We start from the raw sequence: 19545 nt of genomic DNA, 5'->3' as shown, positions 1-19545 counted from the left end.
TGACAGACTCTACGATGATAGAGTCCCGCAGCGTGAAGCGTCCACGACAGTCGCGCGGCCCCTTCCAGGTGCCGGTGCAGGTGTTCGAGACCCGTTCGGGCGCCGAGGGGTTCGCACTCGACGCGGTCCAGCGGCGCGCCGCCGGAGCCCTGACGGACGTCACGGGACTCGGTGTCTACCTGTGGGGTCCGCCCGGTCGGGGCAAGACGTGGCTGATGGACGCCTACTTCGCCGCCGTCCCGACGAACGACAAGGTGCGGCTGCACTTCCACGAGTTCTTTCGCGCGCTGCACACCAACCTCGTCCGATCCCGATATGACTTCCCGGCCGCCGTCGACGCACTGCTCCGCCGCGCGCGCGTGGTCTGCTTCGACGAGTTCCACGTTCAGGACATCGGCGACGCCCGGCTGCTCGAACGCCTTCTCCCACGGCTGCTCGACCTCGGCATTACGGTGGTGGCCACGTCCAACCATCCGCCGGACGCGCTGCTTCCCGATCCCCTGTTCCACGACGCCTTCGTACCGACGATCGCGCTCATCGAGCGCACGATGACGGTCGTGTCCATGGACGGGGACACCGACTACCGGACGACGACGACGCGGCACGACTCCGGGTTCGCGTCGGGTTCCTGGGTCGTCGCCGGCTCCCCGCAGCAACTCCGCGCGATCGGACTCACTCGACCGGGGGCGCACGAGCGGAGAAGTCTCACACCCGCAGGGCACCCGGTGAATGCGCTGCGCGCCGACTCCGACTGCCTGTGGTTCACGTTCGACGACCTGTGCGGCGCCGCCACCGCGCCCGCCGACTATCTCAGCCTCGCTCGCCTCCACCGGTCGTGGGTCGTCAGCGACGTCCCCGGACCGGACGCCGTCGGGCGCGAGGCCGCGCAACGGTTCGTCAACCTGGTCGACGTTCTGTACGACCAGGACGTCACAGTCACCTTCCTCGCCCACGGCGACCGGGATTTCCTCCTCGGAAAAGACTGTCCCCCGGCAGATCTGGCCCGCCTCGGCAGCCGGCTGCGACGACTGCGCACAGAGGCCGAGGCCGCAGCCGGAGACCGTCACCCCGCGGACGCGTCGGCCCTCTGAGCCGGACAGGTTCCGCCGGGTGCCGTGGCCAGTTCGAAGTGCCACATCTCGTTCGCGTAGGTCTGGCACAGTCCGTACCGCCCACCGTGTTGTGCGAGCCAGCTGTCGGCGTCGGTGGGCCCGATGTCGACGGCGTGCCCGGACACGTGAGTGGATCGGTCAGGAGTGTTCACCCATCGGCGTGCCTCGGCTTCGTCGGCGTAGGTCCAGACGGCGTCGTCGAGCAGCGACTGCTGGTAGCGGGCGCTGCGCCAGCCACTGGTCACCACCATTCGGATGCCGTCGGCCTGCGCGTCCGCCGCCGCGGATCGCATTGCGGCGCGTAGGGCCGGCTCGAGATTCGCGAGCGCCGAATGGGTGTCGTCCGCCGGGGAGAGCGAGCTTCCGGACGGGATGTACCCGTCCGAGGCATCGATCCCGCGCGACACCGCCACGGACCCACGTCGGTCGTCGAACTCCCGGACGGCCTTGGCTCCGCCCTCCACGAAGGCGCACGCGGATGGCGCCAGCAGGGACCCGCTCACGGCCGCGGCCGCGAGGATACGAACGAGGGGCGTCCGTTGCGGAATGCGCATGGAGTGCTCTTTCGGTTGCCGGCCCGGCTCTCGGGCCTGTCGCCGGACACTCCACCGCGCGCGGGGTTGCGTGAGCGTAGGGCGGCTTCCACACATTTGCGCAACATGGCGTCTCTCTACACTGGCGGGGCACCGGCGAGACCCGCCGGCGCGAGTCGGCACTGGAGATGTGAATGCGGGTCTTGATCGTCGAGGACGAGCCGTTTCTGGCCGAGGCGCTGCGGGACGGGTTGCGGCTCGAGGCGATCGCGGCGGACGTTGCCCTCGACGGTGCGGAGGCGCTCGCACGGATCGGCGTCAACGACTACGACATCGTCGTCCTCGACCGCGATCTCCCTCGCGTGCACGGCGACGACGTATGCGCCGCGATCACGCGGAACCATCCTGCGACGCGGGTCCTGATGCTCACCGCCGCAGCGCGACTCACCGACAAGCTCGACGGATTCCGGTTGGGCGCCGACGACTATCTGACCAAGCCGTTCGACCTCGAGGAGTTGATCGTCCGCCTGCACGCGCTGGCCCGGCGTCCTGCCGCCACGTCGACGCCGGTGCTGGAGTTCGCGGATCTGCGGCTCGATCCGTTCCGCCGCGAGGCGTATCGCGACGGTCGGTTCGTCAAGCTCACCCGCAAACAGTTCGCGGTGCTCGAGTTGCTCCTGCGTGCGGACGGCGGTGTCGTCAGCGCCGAGACGATGCTGGAGAAGGCCTGGGACGAGCACGCGGACCCCTTCACGACGGCGCCACGGGTGACGATCTCGACGCTCCGCAAGGCCCTCGGCGAACCGGATCTCGTCCGTACCGTCCCGGGATCCGGCTATCGGCTCGTCGACCCGGAGCACGACCGTGCGTGAGGACCGTCCGCCCGCACGCCGGAGTGCGCAGCTGCGACTGGCCGTGAGCTATGCCGCCTTCCTCGTCGCCGCCGGGGCGGTGGTGCTCGCGGGCGCGTACGTCGTGCTGCGGTACGTGCCGAACTATCCACTGACTGCGGCCAATCCGAGCGAGAGCGAGAGCGGGACGGGTGTCGCGTCCCGCCAGGAGATTCTCGATGCCCTGCTGCGACTGTCCGGGGTACTGCTCGCGGGTCTGGCGCTCGTCGGGATCATCGGCGGCTGGCTGCTCGCCGGGTGGGTGCTGCGGCCGCTGCGGCGGATCGACGAGGCGGCGCGGATCGCCGCCACCGGGCGCCTCGACCACCGCATCGATCTCACCGGACGGAACGACGAGTTCCGGCAACTGGCCGATACTTTCGACCACATGCTGGACCGACTCGGCGCGGAGTTCGCGGCACGACAACGGTTCGCGGCCAACGCGTCGCACGAACTGCGGACGCCGTTGGCGGTCACCGCCACCATGCTCGACGTCGCCCGCCGGCACCCGGATGCGCAGGACTATCCCACCCTGCTGGAGCGGCTCGCGCTCACCAATGCCCGCGCCGTGGGTCTCACGGAGGCGCTGCTCGATCTCGCGGACGTCGGGACCACGGCGACGGACACGGACGTCGTCGATCTGGCCGCCGTCGTCGCCGAGGCGCTGGCGGAGACGGCGGAGGAGGCCGATGCTCTCGGCCTACGCATCCGGAGCGGTCTCGAGCCGGCCCGCGCCGTCGGCAGCCGGGCGCTGCTCACCCAGCTCGTCGTCAATCTCGTCCAGAACGCCGTCCGGCACAACGTTCGCGGCGGCGAGCTGATCGTGCGGACCGGCGGCGCCGTCGGGAATGCCACAGGGGCGACTCTCGCGATCGAGAACGACGGTGACATCTTCACGGCCGAGGAGACGTCCCGCCTCCACGAGCCGTTCCTGCGTGGCCGCGGCCGTGTCCACGAGTCCGTCCGCGACGAGTTCGGCCGGCCGCACCGCCGCGGGTACGGACTGGGGCTGGCTCTCGTTGCCCGCATCGCTGAGGTCCACGAGGGCGACCTGCGGATACGACCGCGGCCGGGAGGCGGACTGCTCGTCACAGTCCACCTCCCGGCCGCGGGATGACCTACGGTCAGCGCCGGGTCGGCACCGATTCGGCGTCGCCGCCGGAAGCGACCGGAACCTCCTGCGAACGACCGGCCTCCTTGCGCGGGTTGGCGAAGAACATCACGGCCACGAAGCCGACCAGGAGGGCGACGGCGGGGAGCATCGCAGACTGCGACATCGCGGTCGAGAACGGCTCGCGCACCATCTCCGGCAGCTGACCGCGGAACTCCTGGCTGATGTTGCCACCACCTGCGACACCGAGCGTGGACAGCTCGGCGGTGATCCGCGACGTCATGAGCGCACCCATCGCGGCGCTGCCGAGAACGGCACCCACCTGGCGGGTGGTGTTGTAGACGCCCGAACCGGCTCCCACGTGGGCCGGCGGCAGGTTGCGGGTCGCGGTCGCGGCCAGCGGCGCCCAGATGAACGCGTTGGAGCCACCGATGACGGCCATCGGCAGCAGAATCTGCCAGACCGGCGTGGTCGGCGTGAGGCTGGTGGCCAACCACGCGGTGGCCAGCGCGAACACCAGGAAGCCGGGACCGGCGATGAGCCGCGGGTGCGCCTTGTCCACGAGCCGTCCGACGAAGGGCGCCAGGATGCCCGTGACGATCGCCATCGGCGCCATCAGCAGAGCCGAACGTGTCGGCGACAGCCCGGTCACGCTCTGCGCGTAGAACATGAACGGCAGCATGACGCCGGTGATGGAGAAACCCATCGCGGCGATGCCGACGTTGGCCACCGAGAAGTTGCGGTCCTTGAACAGTCCGAGCGGCACCAGCGGCTCGTTGCGGTTGGCCTTCTGCCACCACACGAACACGCCCATCACGACGAGGCCACCCGCGATCAAGCCCCAGGTGCGCGCGTCCCAGTCGTACGAATTGCCTTCCTGCAGACCGAACACGATGCAGAACAGACCGATCGCGCTGAGCGCGACACCGATCATGTCGAACTTGTGGTTGTTGGTCGGCAGCGACGGAACCAGACGCCACGCCAGCAGGAATCCGACCACACCGACGGGCACGTTGACGAAGAAGATCCACTGCCAGCCGAGGTTGTCGACGAGGACACCGCCGAGGATCGGACCGACCAGCGTCGCGACGCCCGCTACCGAACCCCACAGTCCCATCGCGGTGCCACGCTTGTCGGGCGGGAAGATGCGCGTGATCACGGCCATCGTCTGCGGCGTCATCAGTGCGGCACCCAGACCCTGGAACACGCGGGCCACGATGAGCATCTCCACGCCGCCGGACAGACCGCACCACAGCGACGCGAGGGTGAACACGACCAGGCCGATCAGGTACATGTTCTTGGGGCCGAACCGGTCACCGAGGCGCCCGGTGACCAGCAGCGGCACCGCGTAGGCGAGCAGGTACGCACTCGTCACCCAGATGACGGCGTTGACATCGGTGTTCAGTTCGGCGGTGATGACCGGGTTGGCGACGGCGACGATCGTGCTGTCGACGAGGATCATGAAGAAGCCCAGACAGAGGGCCCACAGGGCCGGCCACGGCCGGATTTCGGTGTTCATCGGTTGCCCTTCTGATCAGCAAGCTTCAGTGATGCGAGGTGTTCTTCCGTCACCCACGGGACGTCGCCGCCGCGGACCCGGTCGACGAACGTGCGCAACCAGGCCAGCTCGGCCTCGACCATGGCCCGGGTGTACGAGAACGGGATGGTGAACAGTTCCGGCACCGCACGCTCCTGCGCGAGCCGCTCCAGTGCGTCGAGCTCGGCGAGTTCGACGCCGAGTGCCTCCATGCGCCGGTCGAGCAGGGCCAGCGCCTCGGCGGAGCCGAGGTTGTGCAGTTCGGCGAGCCCGAGTGTGAATCGCGGATACTCGGGCGTCGGCGCGGGAACGGTGTCGGTCACCCATTCCCGCACCGCGGCCCGTCCGGTGTCGGTGATCTCGTAGGTCGTGCGCTCGGGGCGGTTACCCTGCCGGTCGGTGCCGGAGACCACCACGAGTCCGTCTCGTTCGAGCCGCTCGACGGCGTGATATAGCGAGCCCGGCCGCACCTTGACGACGCGGTCCCGGCGGCGCGCACCGAGGAGCTGGAACATTTCGTACGGATGCATGGGCCGCTCGAACAGAAGCGCCAGCACCGCGACACCGAGAGCTGTGACCGAGCGCGGCAGCACCGTCACCACCCCACTCCCATATCGAATATTCCAGGTGGAATATACGGTCGCCCGGGGCCGGTGGGCAACGCTCGTCGTCGCGTGTGACGACGAACACCGTCGGTTTCGGACAAATCACCCGAAGGTTGCGGGATCGGGCCCCAGACGGCCGTCCGGGCGATCGAGCGAGCCGATCGCGAACATGTCGTCGGCGCCGAGTTCGAAGTCGAAGACGTCGAAGTTGCTCGCGATCCGTTCGGGTGTGACCGACTTGGGGATGACGATGTTTCCCAGCTGGACGTGCCAGCGGAGAATCACCTGGGCCGGAGTGCGGCCGTGCGCCTCGGCGATGCGCTCGACGGTCGGATTCGACAGCGTGTTCCCCTGCCCCAACGGGCTCCATGCCTCGGTGGCGATGCCCATCTCCTCGTGCAGAGCCCGCAGGCGCGGCTGCGCGAAGTCCGGGTGCAGCTCGATCTGGTTCACCGCCGGCGTCTCGCCGACGGCCTCGACCAACCGGCCGAGATCGTCGGCGGTGAAGTTGGAGACACCGATCGACCGGACGCGGCCGTCGGCCTTCAACTGCTGGAAGGCCTTGAAAGTCTCGATGAAGCGGTCCTGCGCCGGGGCCGGCCAATGGATCAGGTAGAGGTCGAGGTAGTCGAGGCCGAGCTTGGCCATGCTGGCGTCGAAGGCGCGCATCGTCGAGTCGTACCCCTGGTCGTCGTTCCACAGCTTGGTGGTGACGAACAGGTCCTCGCGAGCAATCCCGGAGTCGGCGATCGCGCGCCCGGTGCCGGACTCGTTGTCGTAGATCCGTGCCGTGTCGATACTGCGGTAACCCACGCGCAACGCCTCCGCGACGGCGGCGTAGACCTGCTCGTCGGGCACCTGGAACACCCCGAAGCCCAGCTGAGGCATGGCGTTGCCGTCGTTCAGCGCAATGTTCGGTACAGAACTGATCGAAGTCATACCGGGGGCAACCAACCCGGCGCACCGAACTGTTCCCCGGATCTCAGCAAGTGGACACTTCGCCGGCATTGCACCGCGGCAGCGGGAGGGCATACGTTCGATCCAGGGTGATCCGGTCCAGGAAGAGGCTGACGATGAGCCTGTCGTACCGGCTGGCGTACCGATGGGGATGGACGCCGTGGGAAGGCGCCGGTCGCACCGTCTTCGGAACCCAGTTGGCGGCACTGTTCGACAGCGTGCCGGTCCCGGCCGCCGGTGGTCGGGCGTTGGACCTGGGCTGCGGGACGGGCGAGCATTCGATCGAGTTGGCGGCCCGCGGGTGGGCGGTGACCGCCGTCGACTCCGTCCCTGCCGCGATCGAGCGGGCGCGCCAAACTTCCCGTCCCCGGGGCCGACGTGCACTTCGTGCTCGGTGACGTCACCCGCCTGCCCGCGTACGTCGACTCCGGTTACGTCCTCGCGATCGACATCGGCTGCTTCCACGGGCTCGGCGACGACCAGCGCATCGCGTACGGCGACGGGCTCGGCGCCGTCACGCAACCGGGCGCGCAACTGCTGATGTTCTCGTTCACGCCCGGCCGGCGCCGCCCCCTGCCGCGGGGCGCGTCGATGACGGACGTGACACGTGCGCTACGTGGGTGGACCGCCGTGGGCGACGACGCGATGGACACCGACGGGGCGCCGGGCCTCCTCGCGCGGGCCCACCCGCACTTCCTCCGGCTCGTCCGGGAGTGACGTCTCCGGACAGTCGTTCCCAGCGCAGACGTCCGCCGAATCGACCCGGAAAGCAGTCCCGTCCAGTGGAATCGGGGCAGTACTGCGATCCACGTCACACCATACTCGGGGTACCGGGCCCGGTCGGACCACCGATCGGGCCGCTCACTCCCGGAGTCCGGGATCGACACGAAGGATCGATACATGATCGACGCTGCCAAGTACGGGCCGTGGGCCGTCATCGCGGGTGGCTCCGAGGGCGTCGGCGAGGAGTTCGCCGTCCAGCTCGCCGAAGCCGGCCTGAACCTGGTCCTGCTGGCCCGCAAGCCGGAGCCCCTCGAGGTCACTGCCGAGAAGGCGCGCGCGAAGGGCGTCGAGGTGCGCACGCTGTCGGTGGACCTCACCGCGGCCGACATGCTCGACAAGATCCGCAGCGTCACCGACGGTCTCGAGGTGGGCCTGCTGGTCTACAACGCCGGCGCGAACACGTACGGCCACGAGTTCGTCACCGGCGACCTGGATCGTTTCCAGCAGGTGATCGACCTCAACATCACCGGTCAGCTCAAGTTGATCCAGCACTTCGGCGCCCCCATGAAGGATCGTCGCCGCGGCGGACTGCTCCTGGTCGGTTCGATGGCGGGCTTCCTCGGCTCCGCCCAGATCAGCATCTACGCGGGCGTGAAGTCGTTCTGCCGCACCTTCGCCGAGGGCCTGTGGCTCGAGATGCGCGAGTACGACGTCGACGTTCTGGAGATGGTCCTGGGTGTCACGCGTACGCCCGCCATGGCCCGCGCCGGTCTGAACATGGACATCCCGGGCCTGCACGTCTCCGAGCCCGCCGACGTGGCCGCGCAGGCGCTCGCCAACCTGGGGAACGGCCCGGTGGTGGTCGCCAAGGGCAACGAGGCCGCCGTCGAGAAGCGCAGCGGCGGCGACCGCGCCAAGATGCTGCTGGCCGCGCACGCCGCGTCGAAGGCGATGCTGCCGCCGGAATCGAAGTAGACCGGCACGCGCGCCGGGGCCGATCGCACGCCGCGATCGGCCCCGATTGCGTTGCGGCGGAGCGGTTGGGCGGAGTAGTTCACAGCGCCACGAGTTGCTCCGAGAGTGTCCACAACGACGTCGCGGTCGCCGGGTCGGTCGCGTGTTCGGCGGCCCGGTCGATTCCGCAGTCGGCGAGGTAGGCCCCGCCGGCCGACCCGAGCGCGGGGGCCGTGGCCGCCCACACCGAGGTGGCGGCCGCCTCCGGAATCGACTCGAGGTTGCTCAGCAATCCCGGCTTGCCCGCACTCATCCGTTTCATCTCCGCGAAGTCGTCGCGGGACATGTGCCGCGACAGTCCGGTGGCACACACGCCGGGATGCACCGCGAAGGCGCGGATCCCGTCGCCGCCCGAGCGGTTCTGCAGTTCGACGGTCATCAGTACGTTGGCGGCCTTGGACTGTGCGTACGCGACGAACTTGTCGTAGGGCCGGTGCGCGAAGGCGGGGTCGGCCAGATCGACGGCGTGCGCGCGGTGCGCGTCCGACGACACGGTCACCACCCGGGCCGGGTCCCCGGAGCGGTGCGCCGCGGATCGGAGGTTGGCCGCCAACGCCGTGGTCAGCAGGAAATGACCCAGGTGGTTGGTGCCGAACTGCAGCTCGAACCCGTCGGCGGTGCGGGCGAACGGGGTGTACATCACCCCGGCGTTGTTGATCAGCAGGTCGATGGGCCGCGAACCGATGCGTTCGACCGCCCCGCGGACAGCGGACAGGTCGGCCAGATCCAGTGCCACGAATGAAAGATCGGCCCGCGGTACCTGGGCGCGGATGCGCGCGGCGACCCCGGCGGCGGCGTCGCCGTCCCGGGCTGCCAGGATCACCGCTGCCCCGCACGCCGCCAGTGCGCGCGCCGTCTCCCCGCCGAGCCCGCCGGTCACGCCGGTCACCAACGCGGTCCGTCCGGTCAGATCGACGCCGTCGAGTACCTCTTCCGTCGTGGTGCCGGGACCGAACCCGTTCATTCCCATGGCAGTTCCTTCCAGTCACGTCCGACGTGGGCCGTCCATCGCGGCTCTCTGCGCTCGACGAAGGCCCGCACTCCCTCGGCCGAGTCCGCCGTCCCCATCACGCGGTGATGCAGTACGGTCTCGTACTCCGCGACCTGGCCGGGGGTGAACCCGTGCCGGAGTGTGTCCCACAGCAGGCGCTTGCTCAGGGCCACCGACATCGGCGAGGTGTGCACCGCGATGTCGCGGGCCGTCGTCACTGCGGCCGGCAGCACCTCGTCGGCCGGCAGGCTGCGACTCGCGATGCCGAGACGTACCGCCTCGGCGCCGTCGAACGTGCGCCCGGTGAGGAGAATGTCCGCGGCCGCCGCGCTACCCGCTGCGCGAGGAACGGTCCAGTGCGACATCGCATCCGGGACCACGCCCCGCCGCACCTGCGGAATCGCGTACTTGGCGTCCGCCGCCACGATGCGGATGTCGGCCTGCATCGCCAACGTCAGCCCGATGCCGATCGCGTGGCCGTTCACCGCCGCGATCACCGGCTTGCGCAGGTCGAATGCCGGCGGGTGCACCGGAGAGGCTGTGAAGTCGGCGTCGGTGGGCGACGCGAAGGTGTCGGGTCCGGGGGTCAGGTCCGCACCGGCGCAGAAGGCCGGCGGTGTCCCGGTCAGGACGAGCACCCGGACGTCGTCGTCCTCGTCGAATCGCCGATAGAGCTCGCCCAGTCGTCGGCCCATCTCGCCGTTGAACGCGTTGCGGTGTCGGGGGCGATCGAGCGTGAGGATCGCGACGCCGTCGGAGACCGCCACGCGGATCGGGCTCACGAGGCCGGTGCCTTCACCGCGGCCACCAGATCTGCGATGTGCTGTTCCCGCACCGGGTACCCGGGAAAGTAGCAGCACACGCGGTCGGCGTGGTCGCCGAACCGCGCGACGATCTCGGCCGCGCACTCCTCGGGGGTACCGTGCACCGCCAGCGTCGCCAGCATCGTGTCGTCGACGAGATCGGTCATCGCCGCGTACTCGCCGTTCTTGGAGAGGGCATTGAGCTCGGGCTGCAGCCCTTCCCAGCCCTCGACCTCCAGAACGGGGCGATAGGCGGGGGTCGATCCGTAGAACGCGAGCAGCTCGCGCACCCCACGCGATGCCGCGCTCAGTTCCTCCGGCGTGCGCCCCACCCCGACGATCACCTGCGGGTAGATCGCGAGGTCCGCCGCGGTGCGCCCGCCCCGCTCGAGACCCGCCGCGACGGCCGGCATCGTCCGCTCCCGAAAATGCCGGGCGCTGTTGAAGGGCATCACGAGCAGCCCGTCGGCCACCTCGGCGGCCGTGCGCGTCATGACCGGCCCGAGGGCACCGAGGCAGATCGGCGGCGGACCGTACGGGTTGGGGCCGGGATCGAACGTCGGCGGCATCAACGTGTGCGTGGTGAATTCGCCCTCGAAGCGCAGACGCGAATTGCCCTCCCAGGCATCGAAGATCGCCTTGATCGCCAGGACGGTCTCGCGCATCCGCGCGGCCGGGCGCGACCACTGCGCGCCGTACCGCTTCTCGATGTGCGGGCGGATCTGCGAGCCGAGACCCAGCCGGAACCGCCCTCGGCTCAGCGTCTGCAGGTCGTACGCGGTGTGGGCCAGGTGCATCGGACTGCGCGGCAACGCAATCGCCACGTTTGTCATCAGATCGACGTCGGTCGCAGCGGCCGCGGCGACGAGGGGCAGGAACACGTCGTGCGGCCCCTCGAACGTGAACAGCCCGTCGACGCCGAGCGCGGCCAGCTCGCGGGCCCGCTGCGCCGCGTTCTCCGGCCGTCCGTCCAGTTGGACGTCCACCTTCACGATCGGTCCCCTTTCGTTGTAGCCGCCGTGTCGGCGCCGTGACACGCCAGCGTGTACAGCGCTCCCCCCAGCGCCGCCACGAACTCCTCGGCGTCGAGGTTGCCCTGCGTCAGGCCGCGGATGGACGTGGCGCCCGTCAAGATCTCGAACAGCGTCGCGGCATCCGCCGGACCGGGTATCTCGCCACCGCGCACGGCGATCTCCAACCGCTCGGCGAACGCGGACCGGACCGGGTCCTGCAGGGCCAGCAGCCGTTGCCGATCCTCCTCGGTGGTGGCGTCGGCCAGCAGTCCCGGGATCCCGGCCCGGGCCGCCGGACTCGCCGCACGCGCCAGGAAGATCCGCGTCCACGTGAGCAGATCCGCGCGGAGGTCGTCGGTAGGTTCCGGGAAGTCGCGTCCCCCCGAGCCGTGCACCGCCTCCTCGAGCAGCGCCTCCCGCGACGGCCACCGTCGATAGATGGCGGGTGCGCTGACCGCGGCGCGCCGCGCGATGGCACTGATGGTCGTCTGCTGGTAGCCCACCTCGCCGAGCAGTTTCCGCGCGGCGACGAGGACGGCGTGATCCTTGGCCGGGTCACGCGGGCGGCCGACTCGCGGTAGATTCGCGTTCATTACGTTACAGGCTAACACGTTATATTTTTCGGCGATGGTGAATTGCCTGCGCACCAAGGAGGTTCGAGCGTGACGCTGCTGGACGGCTCCTTCGACGGTCGCGACGTCCACGTGCGCGCCAGGCGTCCCTCGGTGATCGAACGGGCGACACGGGTGGTCGACGCCTTCCTGTCCGGTCCCGCGCGACTCACGCTCGAGGACGTCACGACCGTGACCGGGTTGCCGCGGTCGACCGCGTTCCGCATCGTCAACCAGCTCGTCGAACTGCAGTGGCTCGCACACGACGCGCCCGGCTACCGGCTGGGCGAACGCGCCCTGTGGATGGGCACGCGGCACGGCGACCACACCCAGGTTCGGGCCGCCGCGGCGGCGCACCTCAACCACCTGCACCTGACCACCGGCACCGTCGTGCACCTGGCGGTGCTCGAGGGCGCCCGGGTGCTGTACCTCGACAAGGTCGGCGGGTCGGCGGCGGACTCGGTGCCGTCGCACGTGGGCGCGCGGGTCGCGGCCGAGCGCACCGTGGCCGGCCGCGCGCTCCTGGCGGCACTTCCACCCGAACGCGTCGACAATCTTCTCGCTCTGGAGGGCGCGGGCCCGAGCACCGCACCGGCTCTCTCCCGTCTGCACGCCGACCTCGGCCACGTCCGTGGACGGGGCGGCCTCGCGTTCTCCGCGGCGTCGGAGAGCGCGTTGGGCATCGCGCGGGTCGCGGCCGTGGTGACCGGCCCCGATGGTCCCGCCGCGGCGATCTCCGCGGCCGGGCGGGGCCGGGTGTCGCTGGAGGCGATCGCACCGTTGGTCGCGCTCGCCGCGCGCCGCACGTCCCGCGACCTTCTCCCCACTCGGACCCGTGCGGCCGGTCGGGCACGGTGAACTGCAGGAGCGTGCCCGTGTCTGCGGCCGTCACGCGGACCTCGTCGCCGGTCGGTCCCGAAGGACACGACACAGATGCCACCCAATGGAATTGCGCCCACGCCGGTTCGCGCGAACTGCGAACGTGAGGATCATCCGCTCACCGACGAGCACCCGAACCACGACGAGGACACCATGAGCATCGCCAGGACACCGGAACAGATCGCCGCCCAGGACGCGGTGCGGGCACTCGGCCGTACGGGAAAACCGGTTGCCGTCATACGGGACACGGCGACCGATGCGTGGCTGGACCTGTGGCCCGCCGTGGCCGATCTGGGCCTGTTCGCGGTGACCGTTCCCGAGGAGCGCGGAGGCGCGGGCGGCACCCTGGTCGATCTGTGCGTGATGCTCGAGCAGGCCGGCGCGGACCTGCTTCCGGGGCCGGTGGCAGCGACCGCGGCCGTCGCCCACCTGTTGGGGACGCACGCCGGGTCCCAGGAGCTGTTGGACGAGATCATGTCCGGCGCGCTGCCGGTCGCGATCGCCTCGCCCGCAGCGCCGCGGCTCACGGTGAGCGACGAGGGTGTCTCCGGCGAGGTCGGGCTGGTGGCCGGGGCCTGTGCTCGCAGCGCCGTCGTCGTCGCCGCGTCCGAGTCGGACGGCGCCCGCTCGTGGTGGCTGATCCGCCCGGACGCCGCGGGGTTCGAGGTCGAAGCCGCGGACACCGCCGACCTCACCACGCCGGCGGGCCGGGTGCGGTGCACGGCGACCCCGGCCGTGCGGCTCGAGATCCCCTTCGAGTCGGTCGAAGACCTGCACATCACCGCGGTGGCATCGCTGGCCGCCGGCATTGCGGGACGCGCCACGGAGATCGCCGCGGAGTACGCGAAGATCCGGGAGCAGTTCGGGCGCCCGATCGGACGCTTCCAGGCGATCAAGCACATGTGCTCGGAGATGCTGTGCCGCGCCGAGCAGGCCCGGATCGTGGCGTGGGACGCGGCAGTGGCCGACGCGCACGAACTGCCCATCGCCGCAGCCGTCGCGGGTGCCGTCGCACTCGACGCCGCGGTGGACAATGCCAAGGACTGCATCCAGGTGCTCGGGGGCATCGGTTTCACGTGGGAGCACGACGCGCACATCTACCTGCGTCGCGCGTTGTCGTTGCGGCAGTTCCTGGGCGGCAGCGCGGCCTGGCGGCGGCGCACCACCGAACTGGTCCGCGCCGGCGAGCGTCGTCATCTCGGTGTCGACCTCGGTGACGTCGAGAACGAGCGCGGCGCCGTCCGCGGTGACGTCGAGCGGATCGCCGCGCTCCCGGAGCAGGATCGCCGGGCGGCCCTCGCCGACTCGGGCTACCTCGCGCCGCACTGGCCGGCGCCGTACGGCCAGGACGCGTCCGCTGCCCGGCAGGTGCTGATCGACCAGGAGTTGCAGCACGCGGGCGTCGAGCGTCCGGACCTCGTCATCGGCTGGTGGGCGATGCCGACGATCCTGCAGGGCGGCGATCCGGCGCAGATCGAACGGTTCGCGCTGCCGACACTGCGCGGCGAGATCCTCTGGTGCCAGCTGTTCAGCGAACCGGGCGCCGGCTCCGACCTGGCGTCGCTGACCACAGCCGCGGTCCGCGTCGACGGCGGATGGAAGATCAGCGGCCAGAAGGTGTGGAATTCCATGGCGGTGCAGGCGGATTGGGCCATCTGCCTGGCCCGGACCGACAAGGAGGCTCCGAAGCACCGGGGCATCACCTACTTCCTGGTCGACATGCGAACTCCGGGCATCGACGTGCGTCCACTGCGTGAGATCACCGGCGAGACGCTGTTCAACGAGGTGTTCCTCGACGACGTCTTCGTGCCGGACGACTGCGTCGTGGGCGCGGTGAACGACGGCTGGCGGCTGGCCCGCACTACACTCGCGAACGAGCGGGTCCAGATGGGCGGCGGCTCCACGCTCGGTCCGCGCATGGAGGAGATGATCGCGCTCGCCGAGGGCAATGACGATCCGCTGGTGGTCGACCGCCTCGGCTACCTGATCGCGCAGGCGATGTCGAACGCCCTGCTGGCGCACCGCGCGCTGCTCGACAGCCTGGCCGGCGGACAGCCGGGAGCCGAGTCCGCGATCCAGAAGATCGTCGGCGTGCGCGAGCGGCAGGCCGCCGCCGAGTTCCAACTGCAACTCGCGGGCGACGCCGGCCTCCTCGAGGGCCCGGTCATGCGCGAATTCCTCACCACCCGGGCGAATTCGATCGCGGGCGGCAGTACCCAGATCCTGCTGTCGCTGGTCGCCGAGCGACTGCTCGGGCTTCCTCGGGACTGACCACCGCGGCAGCGGGGCCGGCGGGCCGGGGACAATCTGCGTGTGACTGCAACCCTGCGCATCTCCGGCCTCTCCGCGTCCCGGGGCGAGCGCACGCTCTTCTCGGACCTCGACCTCACGGTCGCACCCGGCGACGTGATCGGACTGGTCGGCGCGAACGGTGCCGGGAAGTCGACGCTGCTCACCACGCTGGCCGGCGTGGGCAGCGCCGACGTCACCGGCACGATCACGCTCAGTCCCCCCGACGCGACCGTCGGTTACCTGGCGCAGGAGCCCGACCGGATGCCCGGCGAGACGATTCTCGCGTTCCTCGGCCGCCGCACCGGCGTCACCGCGGCCGAAGAGGCGATGAACGCGGCCGCCGAATCGCTCGCGGACGGCGGTGAGGACCTCTACTCCCCCGCCCTGGACCGGTGGCTCGCCCTCGGCGGCGCCGACCTGGCCGAGCGCGCCGAACAGGTATTGGCCGATCTCGGCCTGGATGTCGCCGGGGACGCGCTGATGACGGATCTGTCGGGCGGCCAGGCCGCCCGCGCCGGACTCGCGTCGCTGCTGCTGTCGCGCTACGACGTGCTGCTGCTCGACGAGCCGACCAACGACCTCGATCTGCCCGGGCTCGAGCAGCTCGAGCGGTTCGTCGCCGACACCCGTACCGCGCTGGTGGTGGTGAGCCATGACCGAGAGTTTCTGGCGCGCACCGTGACCGGCATCGTGGAGCTGGATCTGGCGCAACAGCAGATCGCCGTGTACGACGGCGGGTACGAGGCATATCTGATGGAGCGGGAGGTGGCGCGGCGGCACGCCCGCGAGGCGTACGACGAGTTCGCCGGGAACCTGTCGGCGTTGCAGGACCGTGCGCAGATGCAGCGCAACTGGCTCGAGCACGGCGTCCGCAACGCTCGCCGCAAGGCGAAGAACGGCGACTCCGACAAGATGGGCCGCAAGGCGCGCGCCGAGTCCACCGAGAAGCAGGCCGCCAAGGCGCGCCAGACGCAGCGCCGCATCGAACGACTCGAGGTGGTCGAGGAACCCCGCAAGGAATGGGAGCTGCGGATGGAGATCGCCGCGGCGCCCCGCAGCGGCGCGGTGGTCGCGACCATGAGTGGCGCCACCGTGCGCCGCGACGGGTTCACGTTCGGTCCGGTCACCGCGCAGGTGGACTGGGGCGACCGGATCCTCGTCACCGGCCCCAACGGGTCCGGCAAGTCGACACTGCTGAACGTCCTGCTCGGCAAGCTGCCGCCCGACGAGGGGACGGCGACGTTGGGATCCGGGGTCGCGGTCGGCGAGATCGACCAGGCCCGAGGACTGTTCGAGGGCGACGAGATGTTGGCCGACGCCTTCGGCGCGCAGATCCCGGAGTGGCCCGAGGCGGACGTGCGCACCCTGCTGGCCAAGTTCGGTCTCAAGGGCCACCACGTGCTCCGACCCGCATCGTCGCTGTCGCCGGGCGAGCGCACGCGGGCGGCACTGGCGTTGCTGCAGGCCCGCGGCGTCAACCTGTTGGTGCTCGACGAGCCCACCAACCACCTCGACCTGCCCGCCATCGAGCAGCTCGAGCAGGCGATGGAGTCGTTCACGGGCACCCTGCTGCTCGTCACCCACGACCGCCGGATGTTGGACACCATGCGCCACACCCGGCGCTGGCGGATGGACGCCGGCCGCCTCGCCGAATAGGCACTTCGTGCCCGTGCGCCTTTTCGGTAGCCGACGCCACCGGAGAGGCGCACGGGCGCGCAGCGCTTACGCCAGCAGGCCCTGCCCGAGGTATTCCCCGGCACGGCAGCCCGGCGGGATCGCGAACACCGCGGACCCGATGGGCGTGGACCACTCGTTGAACATGTCCGCCTCCGCGAGCCGCTGCTGCACCGGCACGTACTGGGCGTCGACGTCCGCCTGGTAGGCGACGAAGATCAGCCCGGAGTCGGACACCCCGGCGCCGCCCGGGGCCTCGTCGTAGTTGTACGCGCGGCGCAGGAACCGCTCCCGCGGAGCCATCGGGCGGGCCCGCGCGACGTGCGAGAACTCGGGGATGATCCGCAACCCGCCCGGACCGACCGCCTCGAAATCGGGTGTGTCGTGCTCGGATTCGCCGGTGAGCGGGGCGCCGTCGGACATCCGCCGCCCCATCACCTCGTCCCGCCCGTGCCGATCCAATTCGTCCCAGCCGTCGAGGTCGAGGTGGATGCGCCGGATCACGACCGAGGTGCCCCCGGCCATCCACGGCTGCTCCCGGCCGTCGTTCCACACCACCTGGCCGAAGTCGGCGGTGCCCGCGTGCGGATTGACGGTCCCGTCCACCTGACCCATGAGGTTGCGCATCGTGGTGCCCTCGGGTTCGCTGCCCCGAGCCCGGCGGAAGCCGCGCTGCACCCACCGGACGGTGGCGGTGTTGCGCGCGGCCTTGAGCAGGACCCGCAGCGTGTGAGCCACCGTCACGGGGTCGTCGGACCCCACTTGGACGAGGACGTCGCCGTCGCTCCAGCGCGGCTCGAGTCGGTCGATCTCGAAGGCCGGCAGCGGGCGGCACCACGGCGGACGGCGGTCGTCGAGTCCCGCGGCGCGGAACACCCCGGGTCCGAAGCCGACCGTGACGGTGAGACGGGCGGGGGCGGTGGCGAGGTCCGGTTCGGTGTCCGCGAGCGCGCCCGTGCCCACCGTGAGCCGGGCGGCGTCGTCGGTCCACACCCGCATCAGCCGAACCAGCGCCGCCCGGTCCGTCCCCGGTCTCAGGTCGAGGCCGACGAACGTGGTGTGGGCGGGCGGCGGCGTCTCGACACCCGCCTGGTGTTCCCCGTGGAACGGGACCGTCGGCACGGCCACCTCGGCCTGTGCCGGGCGCGCCGTAGCCGTGCCGGCGCCGAAGCCGAGGCCGACGCCGCCGATCGCGGCGGCGCCGACTCCGAACAGCCGCCGACGGCTGAGGTCAGCCATCGTGCGCCTCACCGGTGCCGTAGTCCTCGCGGGCTCCCGTGAAGTCGCGGACCTGCGACGTGAACCGGGCCGTCGCGCCGTCGGCGAACTCGAACGTGAACGCGACGTCGGTACCCGCCTGCACTGGTGCCGGCAGGTCGAACAGCATGATGTGGTCGCCGCCCGGAGCGAGTTCGTACGAATCGTGGGCCGCGACCACGACGCCGCCGTCCTTCTCACGCATCTTCATCGCGCCGCTGCCGTCCGGCGCCATCTCGTGGAGTTCGACGCGCGGAGAGACCGTCGTCGTCACGGCCGTCAACGTGACGTCGGTGTCCGAGCCGTTGACGATCGTGCCGAACATCGCTGTCATGCCGCTGTCGGCGGCCTTGACCCACGAGTCCTGCAACGAGATCGATTCCACGTCGGTGCCGGACTTCGCGTCGCCGGCCGAGTCGTCGCTGCAACCGACGAGGGTGATGCCCGCCGCGACGGTGACACCGATCGCGAGAACGCGGGTACGAATGAATGCCTTCATGTGTGTGTGCCTTTCGGGTGCGGGCGCGCGGCGACCGCCGGGCGGTCCGGGCGACCCGCAGGGTGTGGGAGGACGCGCGTCCACGCCGGAAGGCGGCGTGACGCGGTGACGTGGGGCGGTCTCAGCCGAAGGCGGGCGGTCCGCGCCGGGCGATCGACCCCACGCACACGGCGAGCGCGGGCGGCGCAGCGTCTGCGACGAGTCGGGGCAACGCACGTTCGGGCGGCACCGGCGACGTGGCGAGCAGGCGCGGCAGGATCCGCCGCAGTGCCGCGCAGGCACGCGGACCGATCCGTTCGGCCGACGCGATGAGCGCCGAGCACGCGAGGACGGCGACGGCGTGCGCCGACAGCATCGGCGCCGACAGCTGCGCGCCGTCGTGCATACCGGCGTGGGCGTCACCGAGCGAGAGGGCGCCGTGCGCGAGCACCTGCCCGGCGGCGAGCACCGGAACCAACGCGCCCCGGCGCGCCGCGAGGGCGGGCACCGCGGTGACGGCCGCGGCGACCACGGCGGCGACGCCGACGAGCAGCAAGAGCGTCACACCGTGGGGCATGCCGCCCCCGCCCATGCCGTGGGCCCCGATGGCGAGGGCCACCACGGACGCGGCCACGGCAAGACCCCGCACTTGGCGTGCGAGCTCCTCACCTGGCCCGATGCGCATGCCGCGACAGTACTACACGCTGTCGTACCGAGACGGCGACCCCGCACCCCCTCGTTTTACGAACTTGACAGTCTGTTGTGTTTTTACAACGATGCATTGCATGAGTCCGGTGCGGCGTGGCGCGAGCCTCCCCATCTTCAATCGCATCGGGGTGCTGCGCGCGGAACGAAAGATGAGTCGCGCACAGCTCGCCGAGTCGATCGAGGTGAATCCGCAGACCGTCGGTGCGCTCGAGCGCGGCGACCACTACCCGAGCCTGGACCTCGCGATGCGCATCTGCACGGTGTTCGAACTACCGATCGAGGCGGTGTTCTCGCGCACCGAGTTCGCGCCGATGTCGGTCGAGCTCTACCCGACCACCCCCAAGGAGGAGGGCTGAC

21 protein-coding genes are annotated in these 19545 nt (G+C 70.5%); 10 read left to right on the top strand and 11 right to left on the bottom strand.

What is annotated here, in order from left to right; all coding sequences use genetic code 11:
• Positions 1-32: 32 nt before the first annotated feature.
• Entirely contained in the window at positions 33-1091 is a 1059-nt protein-coding gene (zapE, locus tag E7742_RS01165) for a cell division protein ZapE (RefSeq protein ID WP_254699129.1), read from the top strand.
• Here zapE and E7742_RS01160 read toward each other — a convergent pair.
• Complete coding sequence (locus tag E7742_RS01160; protein ID WP_137797245.1) at positions 1064-1666, bottom strand: M15 family metallopeptidase; 603 nt, start codon at positions 1664-1666, stop codon at positions 1064-1066. The two genes, zapE and E7742_RS01160, sit on opposite strands and share 28 nt — an antisense overlap.
• Positions 1667-1839: 173 nt before the next feature.
• Here E7742_RS01160 and E7742_RS01155 point away from each other — a divergent pair, with 173 nt between their 5' ends.
• Positions 1840-2517, top strand: a complete 678-nt coding sequence (locus E7742_RS01155; protein ID WP_137797244.1) for a response regulator transcription factor — start codon at positions 1840-1842, stop codon at positions 2515-2517.
• Positions 2510-3652, top strand: a complete 1143-nt coding sequence (locus E7742_RS01150; protein ID WP_137797243.1) for a sensor histidine kinase — start codon at positions 2510-2512, stop codon at positions 3650-3652. The genes E7742_RS01155 and E7742_RS01150 overlap by 8 nt, the downstream gene beginning before the upstream one ends.
• Before the next feature lie 7 nt (positions 3653-3659).
• On the opposite strand, the gene E7742_RS01145 is transcribed toward E7742_RS01150, so the two are convergent.
• The 3 genes from E7742_RS01145 to E7742_RS01135 all read right to left on the bottom strand — a co-directional run bounded on the left by E7742_RS01145 (position 3660) and on the right by E7742_RS01135 (position 6727).
• Positions 3660-5165: a DHA2 family efflux MFS transporter permease subunit gene (locus tag E7742_RS01145; protein WP_137797242.1), complete on the bottom strand. Its 1506-nt coding sequence runs from the start codon at positions 5163-5165 to the stop codon at positions 3660-3662.
• Positions 5162-5782, bottom strand: a complete 621-nt coding sequence (locus tag E7742_RS01140; protein ID WP_254699128.1) for a PadR family transcriptional regulator — start codon at positions 5780-5782, stop codon at positions 5162-5164. Before E7742_RS01140 ends, E7742_RS01145 begins: the two co-directional genes overlap by 4 nt.
• A 108-nt stretch (positions 5783-5890) precedes the next feature.
• Positions 5891-6727 (bottom strand): aldo/keto reductase, encoded by an 837-nt coding sequence (locus tag E7742_RS01135; protein WP_137797241.1) that lies wholly within the window; start codon positions 6725-6727, stop codon positions 5891-5893.
• Between the two features lie 134 nt (positions 6728-6861).
• Between E7742_RS01135 and E7742_RS23400 the strand changes: the two genes are divergently transcribed.
• From E7742_RS23400 to E7742_RS01125, 3 genes are all read left to right on the top strand, one after another.
• A complete protein-coding gene (locus E7742_RS23400; RefSeq protein WP_254699127.1) occupies positions 6862-7143 on the top strand; it encodes a class I SAM-dependent methyltransferase in 282 nt (93 codons plus the stop codon).
• Positions 7124-7462: a hypothetical protein gene (locus tag E7742_RS23395; protein ID WP_254699126.1), complete on the top strand. Its 339-nt coding sequence runs from the start codon at positions 7124-7126 to the stop codon at positions 7460-7462. Before E7742_RS23400 ends, E7742_RS23395 begins: the two co-directional genes overlap by 20 nt.
• A gap of 183 nt (positions 7463-7645) precedes the next feature.
• Complete coding sequence (locus E7742_RS01125; RefSeq protein ID WP_137797240.1) at positions 7646-8443, top strand: SDR family NAD(P)-dependent oxidoreductase; 798 nt, start codon at positions 7646-7648, stop codon at positions 8441-8443.
• Positions 8444-8522: 79 nt separating this feature from the next.
• Here the strand turns inward: E7742_RS01125 and E7742_RS01120 are convergent, their stop codons facing one another.
• Genes E7742_RS01120 through E7742_RS01105 form a run of 4 tightly spaced genes read right to left on the bottom strand, consistent with a single transcriptional unit; the run spans position 8523 to position 11882 of the window.
• A complete protein-coding gene (locus tag E7742_RS01120) occupies positions 8523-9452 on the bottom strand; it encodes an SDR family NAD(P)-dependent oxidoreductase (protein WP_254699125.1) in 930 nt (309 codons plus the stop codon).
• A complete protein-coding gene (locus E7742_RS01115) occupies positions 9443-10255 on the bottom strand; it encodes an enoyl-CoA hydratase/isomerase family protein (protein ID WP_137797239.1) in 813 nt (270 codons plus the stop codon). The genes E7742_RS01120 and E7742_RS01115 overlap by 10 nt, the downstream gene beginning before the upstream one ends.
• A complete protein-coding gene (locus E7742_RS01110; RefSeq protein WP_137797238.1) occupies positions 10252-11268 on the bottom strand; it encodes a TIGR03617 family F420-dependent LLM class oxidoreductase in 1017 nt (338 codons plus the stop codon). Before E7742_RS01110 ends, E7742_RS01115 begins: the two co-directional genes overlap by 4 nt.
• Positions 11265-11882 (bottom strand): TetR/AcrR family transcriptional regulator, encoded by a 618-nt coding sequence (locus E7742_RS01105; RefSeq protein ID WP_137797237.1) that lies wholly within the window; start codon positions 11880-11882, stop codon positions 11265-11267. Before E7742_RS01105 ends, E7742_RS01110 begins: the two co-directional genes overlap by 4 nt.
• A gap of 69 nt (positions 11883-11951) precedes the next feature.
• Between E7742_RS01105 and E7742_RS01100 the strand changes: the two genes are divergently transcribed.
• The 3 genes from E7742_RS01100 (at position 11952) to E7742_RS01090 (ending at position 16727) form a co-directional block, all read left to right on the top strand.
• Positions 11952-12758 carry an IclR family transcriptional regulator gene (locus E7742_RS01100; protein ID WP_254699124.1) on the top strand — a complete coding sequence of 269 codons (807 nt, stop codon included), beginning with the start codon at positions 11952-11954 and terminating at the stop codon, positions 12756-12758.
• Between the two features lie 174 nt (positions 12759-12932).
• Complete coding sequence (locus tag E7742_RS01095; protein WP_137800997.1) at positions 12933-15050, top strand: acyl-CoA dehydrogenase; 2118 nt, start codon at positions 12933-12935, stop codon at positions 15048-15050.
• A 42-nt stretch (positions 15051-15092) separates the two neighbouring features.
• Complete coding sequence (locus E7742_RS01090; RefSeq protein WP_137797236.1) at positions 15093-16727, top strand: ABC-F family ATP-binding cassette domain-containing protein; 1635 nt, start codon at positions 15093-15095, stop codon at positions 16725-16727.
• A gap of 66 nt (positions 16728-16793) precedes the next feature.
• On the opposite strand, the gene E7742_RS01085 is transcribed toward E7742_RS01090, so the two are convergent.
• The 3 genes from E7742_RS01085 to E7742_RS01075 form a co-directional block, all read right to left on the bottom strand.
• Positions 16794-17984, bottom strand: coding sequence for a Dyp-type peroxidase (locus E7742_RS01085; protein ID WP_137797235.1), 1191 nt, complete (start codon positions 17982-17984; stop codon positions 16794-16796).
• Positions 17977-18501 (bottom strand): copper chaperone PCu(A)C, encoded by a 525-nt coding sequence (locus E7742_RS01080; RefSeq protein ID WP_137797234.1) that lies wholly within the window; start codon positions 18499-18501, stop codon positions 17977-17979. Before E7742_RS01080 ends, E7742_RS01085 begins: the two co-directional genes overlap by 8 nt.
• Positions 18502-18622: 121 nt before the next feature.
• Positions 18623-19165: a hypothetical protein gene (locus tag E7742_RS01075; RefSeq protein WP_137797233.1), complete on the bottom strand. Its 543-nt coding sequence runs from the start codon at positions 19163-19165 to the stop codon at positions 18623-18625.
• 100 nt (positions 19166-19265) lie between these two features.
• Between E7742_RS01075 and E7742_RS01070 the strand changes: the two genes are divergently transcribed.
• Positions 19266-19544, top strand: a complete 279-nt coding sequence (locus E7742_RS01070) for a helix-turn-helix transcriptional regulator (protein ID WP_137797232.1) — start codon at positions 19266-19268, stop codon at positions 19542-19544.
• Position 19545: the final 1 nt, after the last annotated feature.

Origin of the sequence: Rhodococcus sp. SGAir0479, from assembly GCF_005484805.1 — a bacterium.
Classification (GTDB): domain Bacteria; phylum Actinomycetota; class Actinomycetes; order Mycobacteriales; family Mycobacteriaceae; genus Prescottella.
This window is presented reverse-complemented; position numbering and strand designations above follow the sequence as displayed.

Coding starts and splice junctions, on each gene's coding strand:
- E7742_RS01105 (WP_137797237.1), bottom strand. CDS start 11,882: ATGAACGCGAATCTACCGCGAGTCGGCCGCCCGCGTGACCCGGCCAAG.
- E7742_RS01125 (WP_137797240.1), top strand. CDS start 7,646: ATGATCGACGCTGCCAAGTACGGGCCGTGGGCCGTCATCGCGGGTGGC.
- E7742_RS23400 (WP_254699127.1), top strand. CDS start 6,862: ATGAGCCTGTCGTACCGGCTGGCGTACCGATGGGGATGGACGCCGTGG.
- E7742_RS01145 (WP_137797242.1), bottom strand. CDS start 5,165: ATGAACACCGAAATCCGGCCGTGGCCGGCCCTGTGGGCCCTCTGTCTG.
- E7742_RS01080 (WP_137797234.1), bottom strand. CDS start 18,501: ATGAAGGCATTCATTCGTACCCGCGTTCTCGCGATCGGTGTCACCGTC.
- E7742_RS01085 (WP_137797235.1), bottom strand. CDS start 17,984: ATGGCTGACCTCAGCCGTCGGCGGCTGTTCGGAGTCGGCGCCGCCGCG.
- E7742_RS01160 (WP_137797245.1), bottom strand. CDS start 1,666: ATGCGCATTCCGCAACGGACGCCCCTCGTTCGTATCCTCGCGGCCGCG.
- E7742_RS01135 (WP_137797241.1), bottom strand. CDS start 6,727: ATGACTTCGATCAGTTCTGTACCGAACATTGCGCTGAACGACGGCAAC.
- E7742_RS01120 (WP_254699125.1), bottom strand. CDS start 9,452: ATGGGAATGAACGGGTTCGGTCCCGGCACCACGACGGAAGAGGTACTC.
- E7742_RS01070 (WP_137797232.1), top strand. CDS start 19,266: ATGAGTCCGGTGCGGCGTGGCGCGAGCCTCCCCATCTTCAATCGCATC.
- E7742_RS01095 (WP_137800997.1), top strand. CDS start 12,933: ATGAGCATCGCCAGGACACCGGAACAGATCGCCGCCCAGGACGCGGTG.
- E7742_RS01155 (WP_137797244.1), top strand. CDS start 1,840: ATGCGGGTCTTGATCGTCGAGGACGAGCCGTTTCTGGCCGAGGCGCTG.
- E7742_RS01075 (WP_137797233.1), bottom strand. CDS start 19,165: ATGCGCATCGGGCCAGGTGAGGAGCTCGCACGCCAAGTGCGGGGTCTT.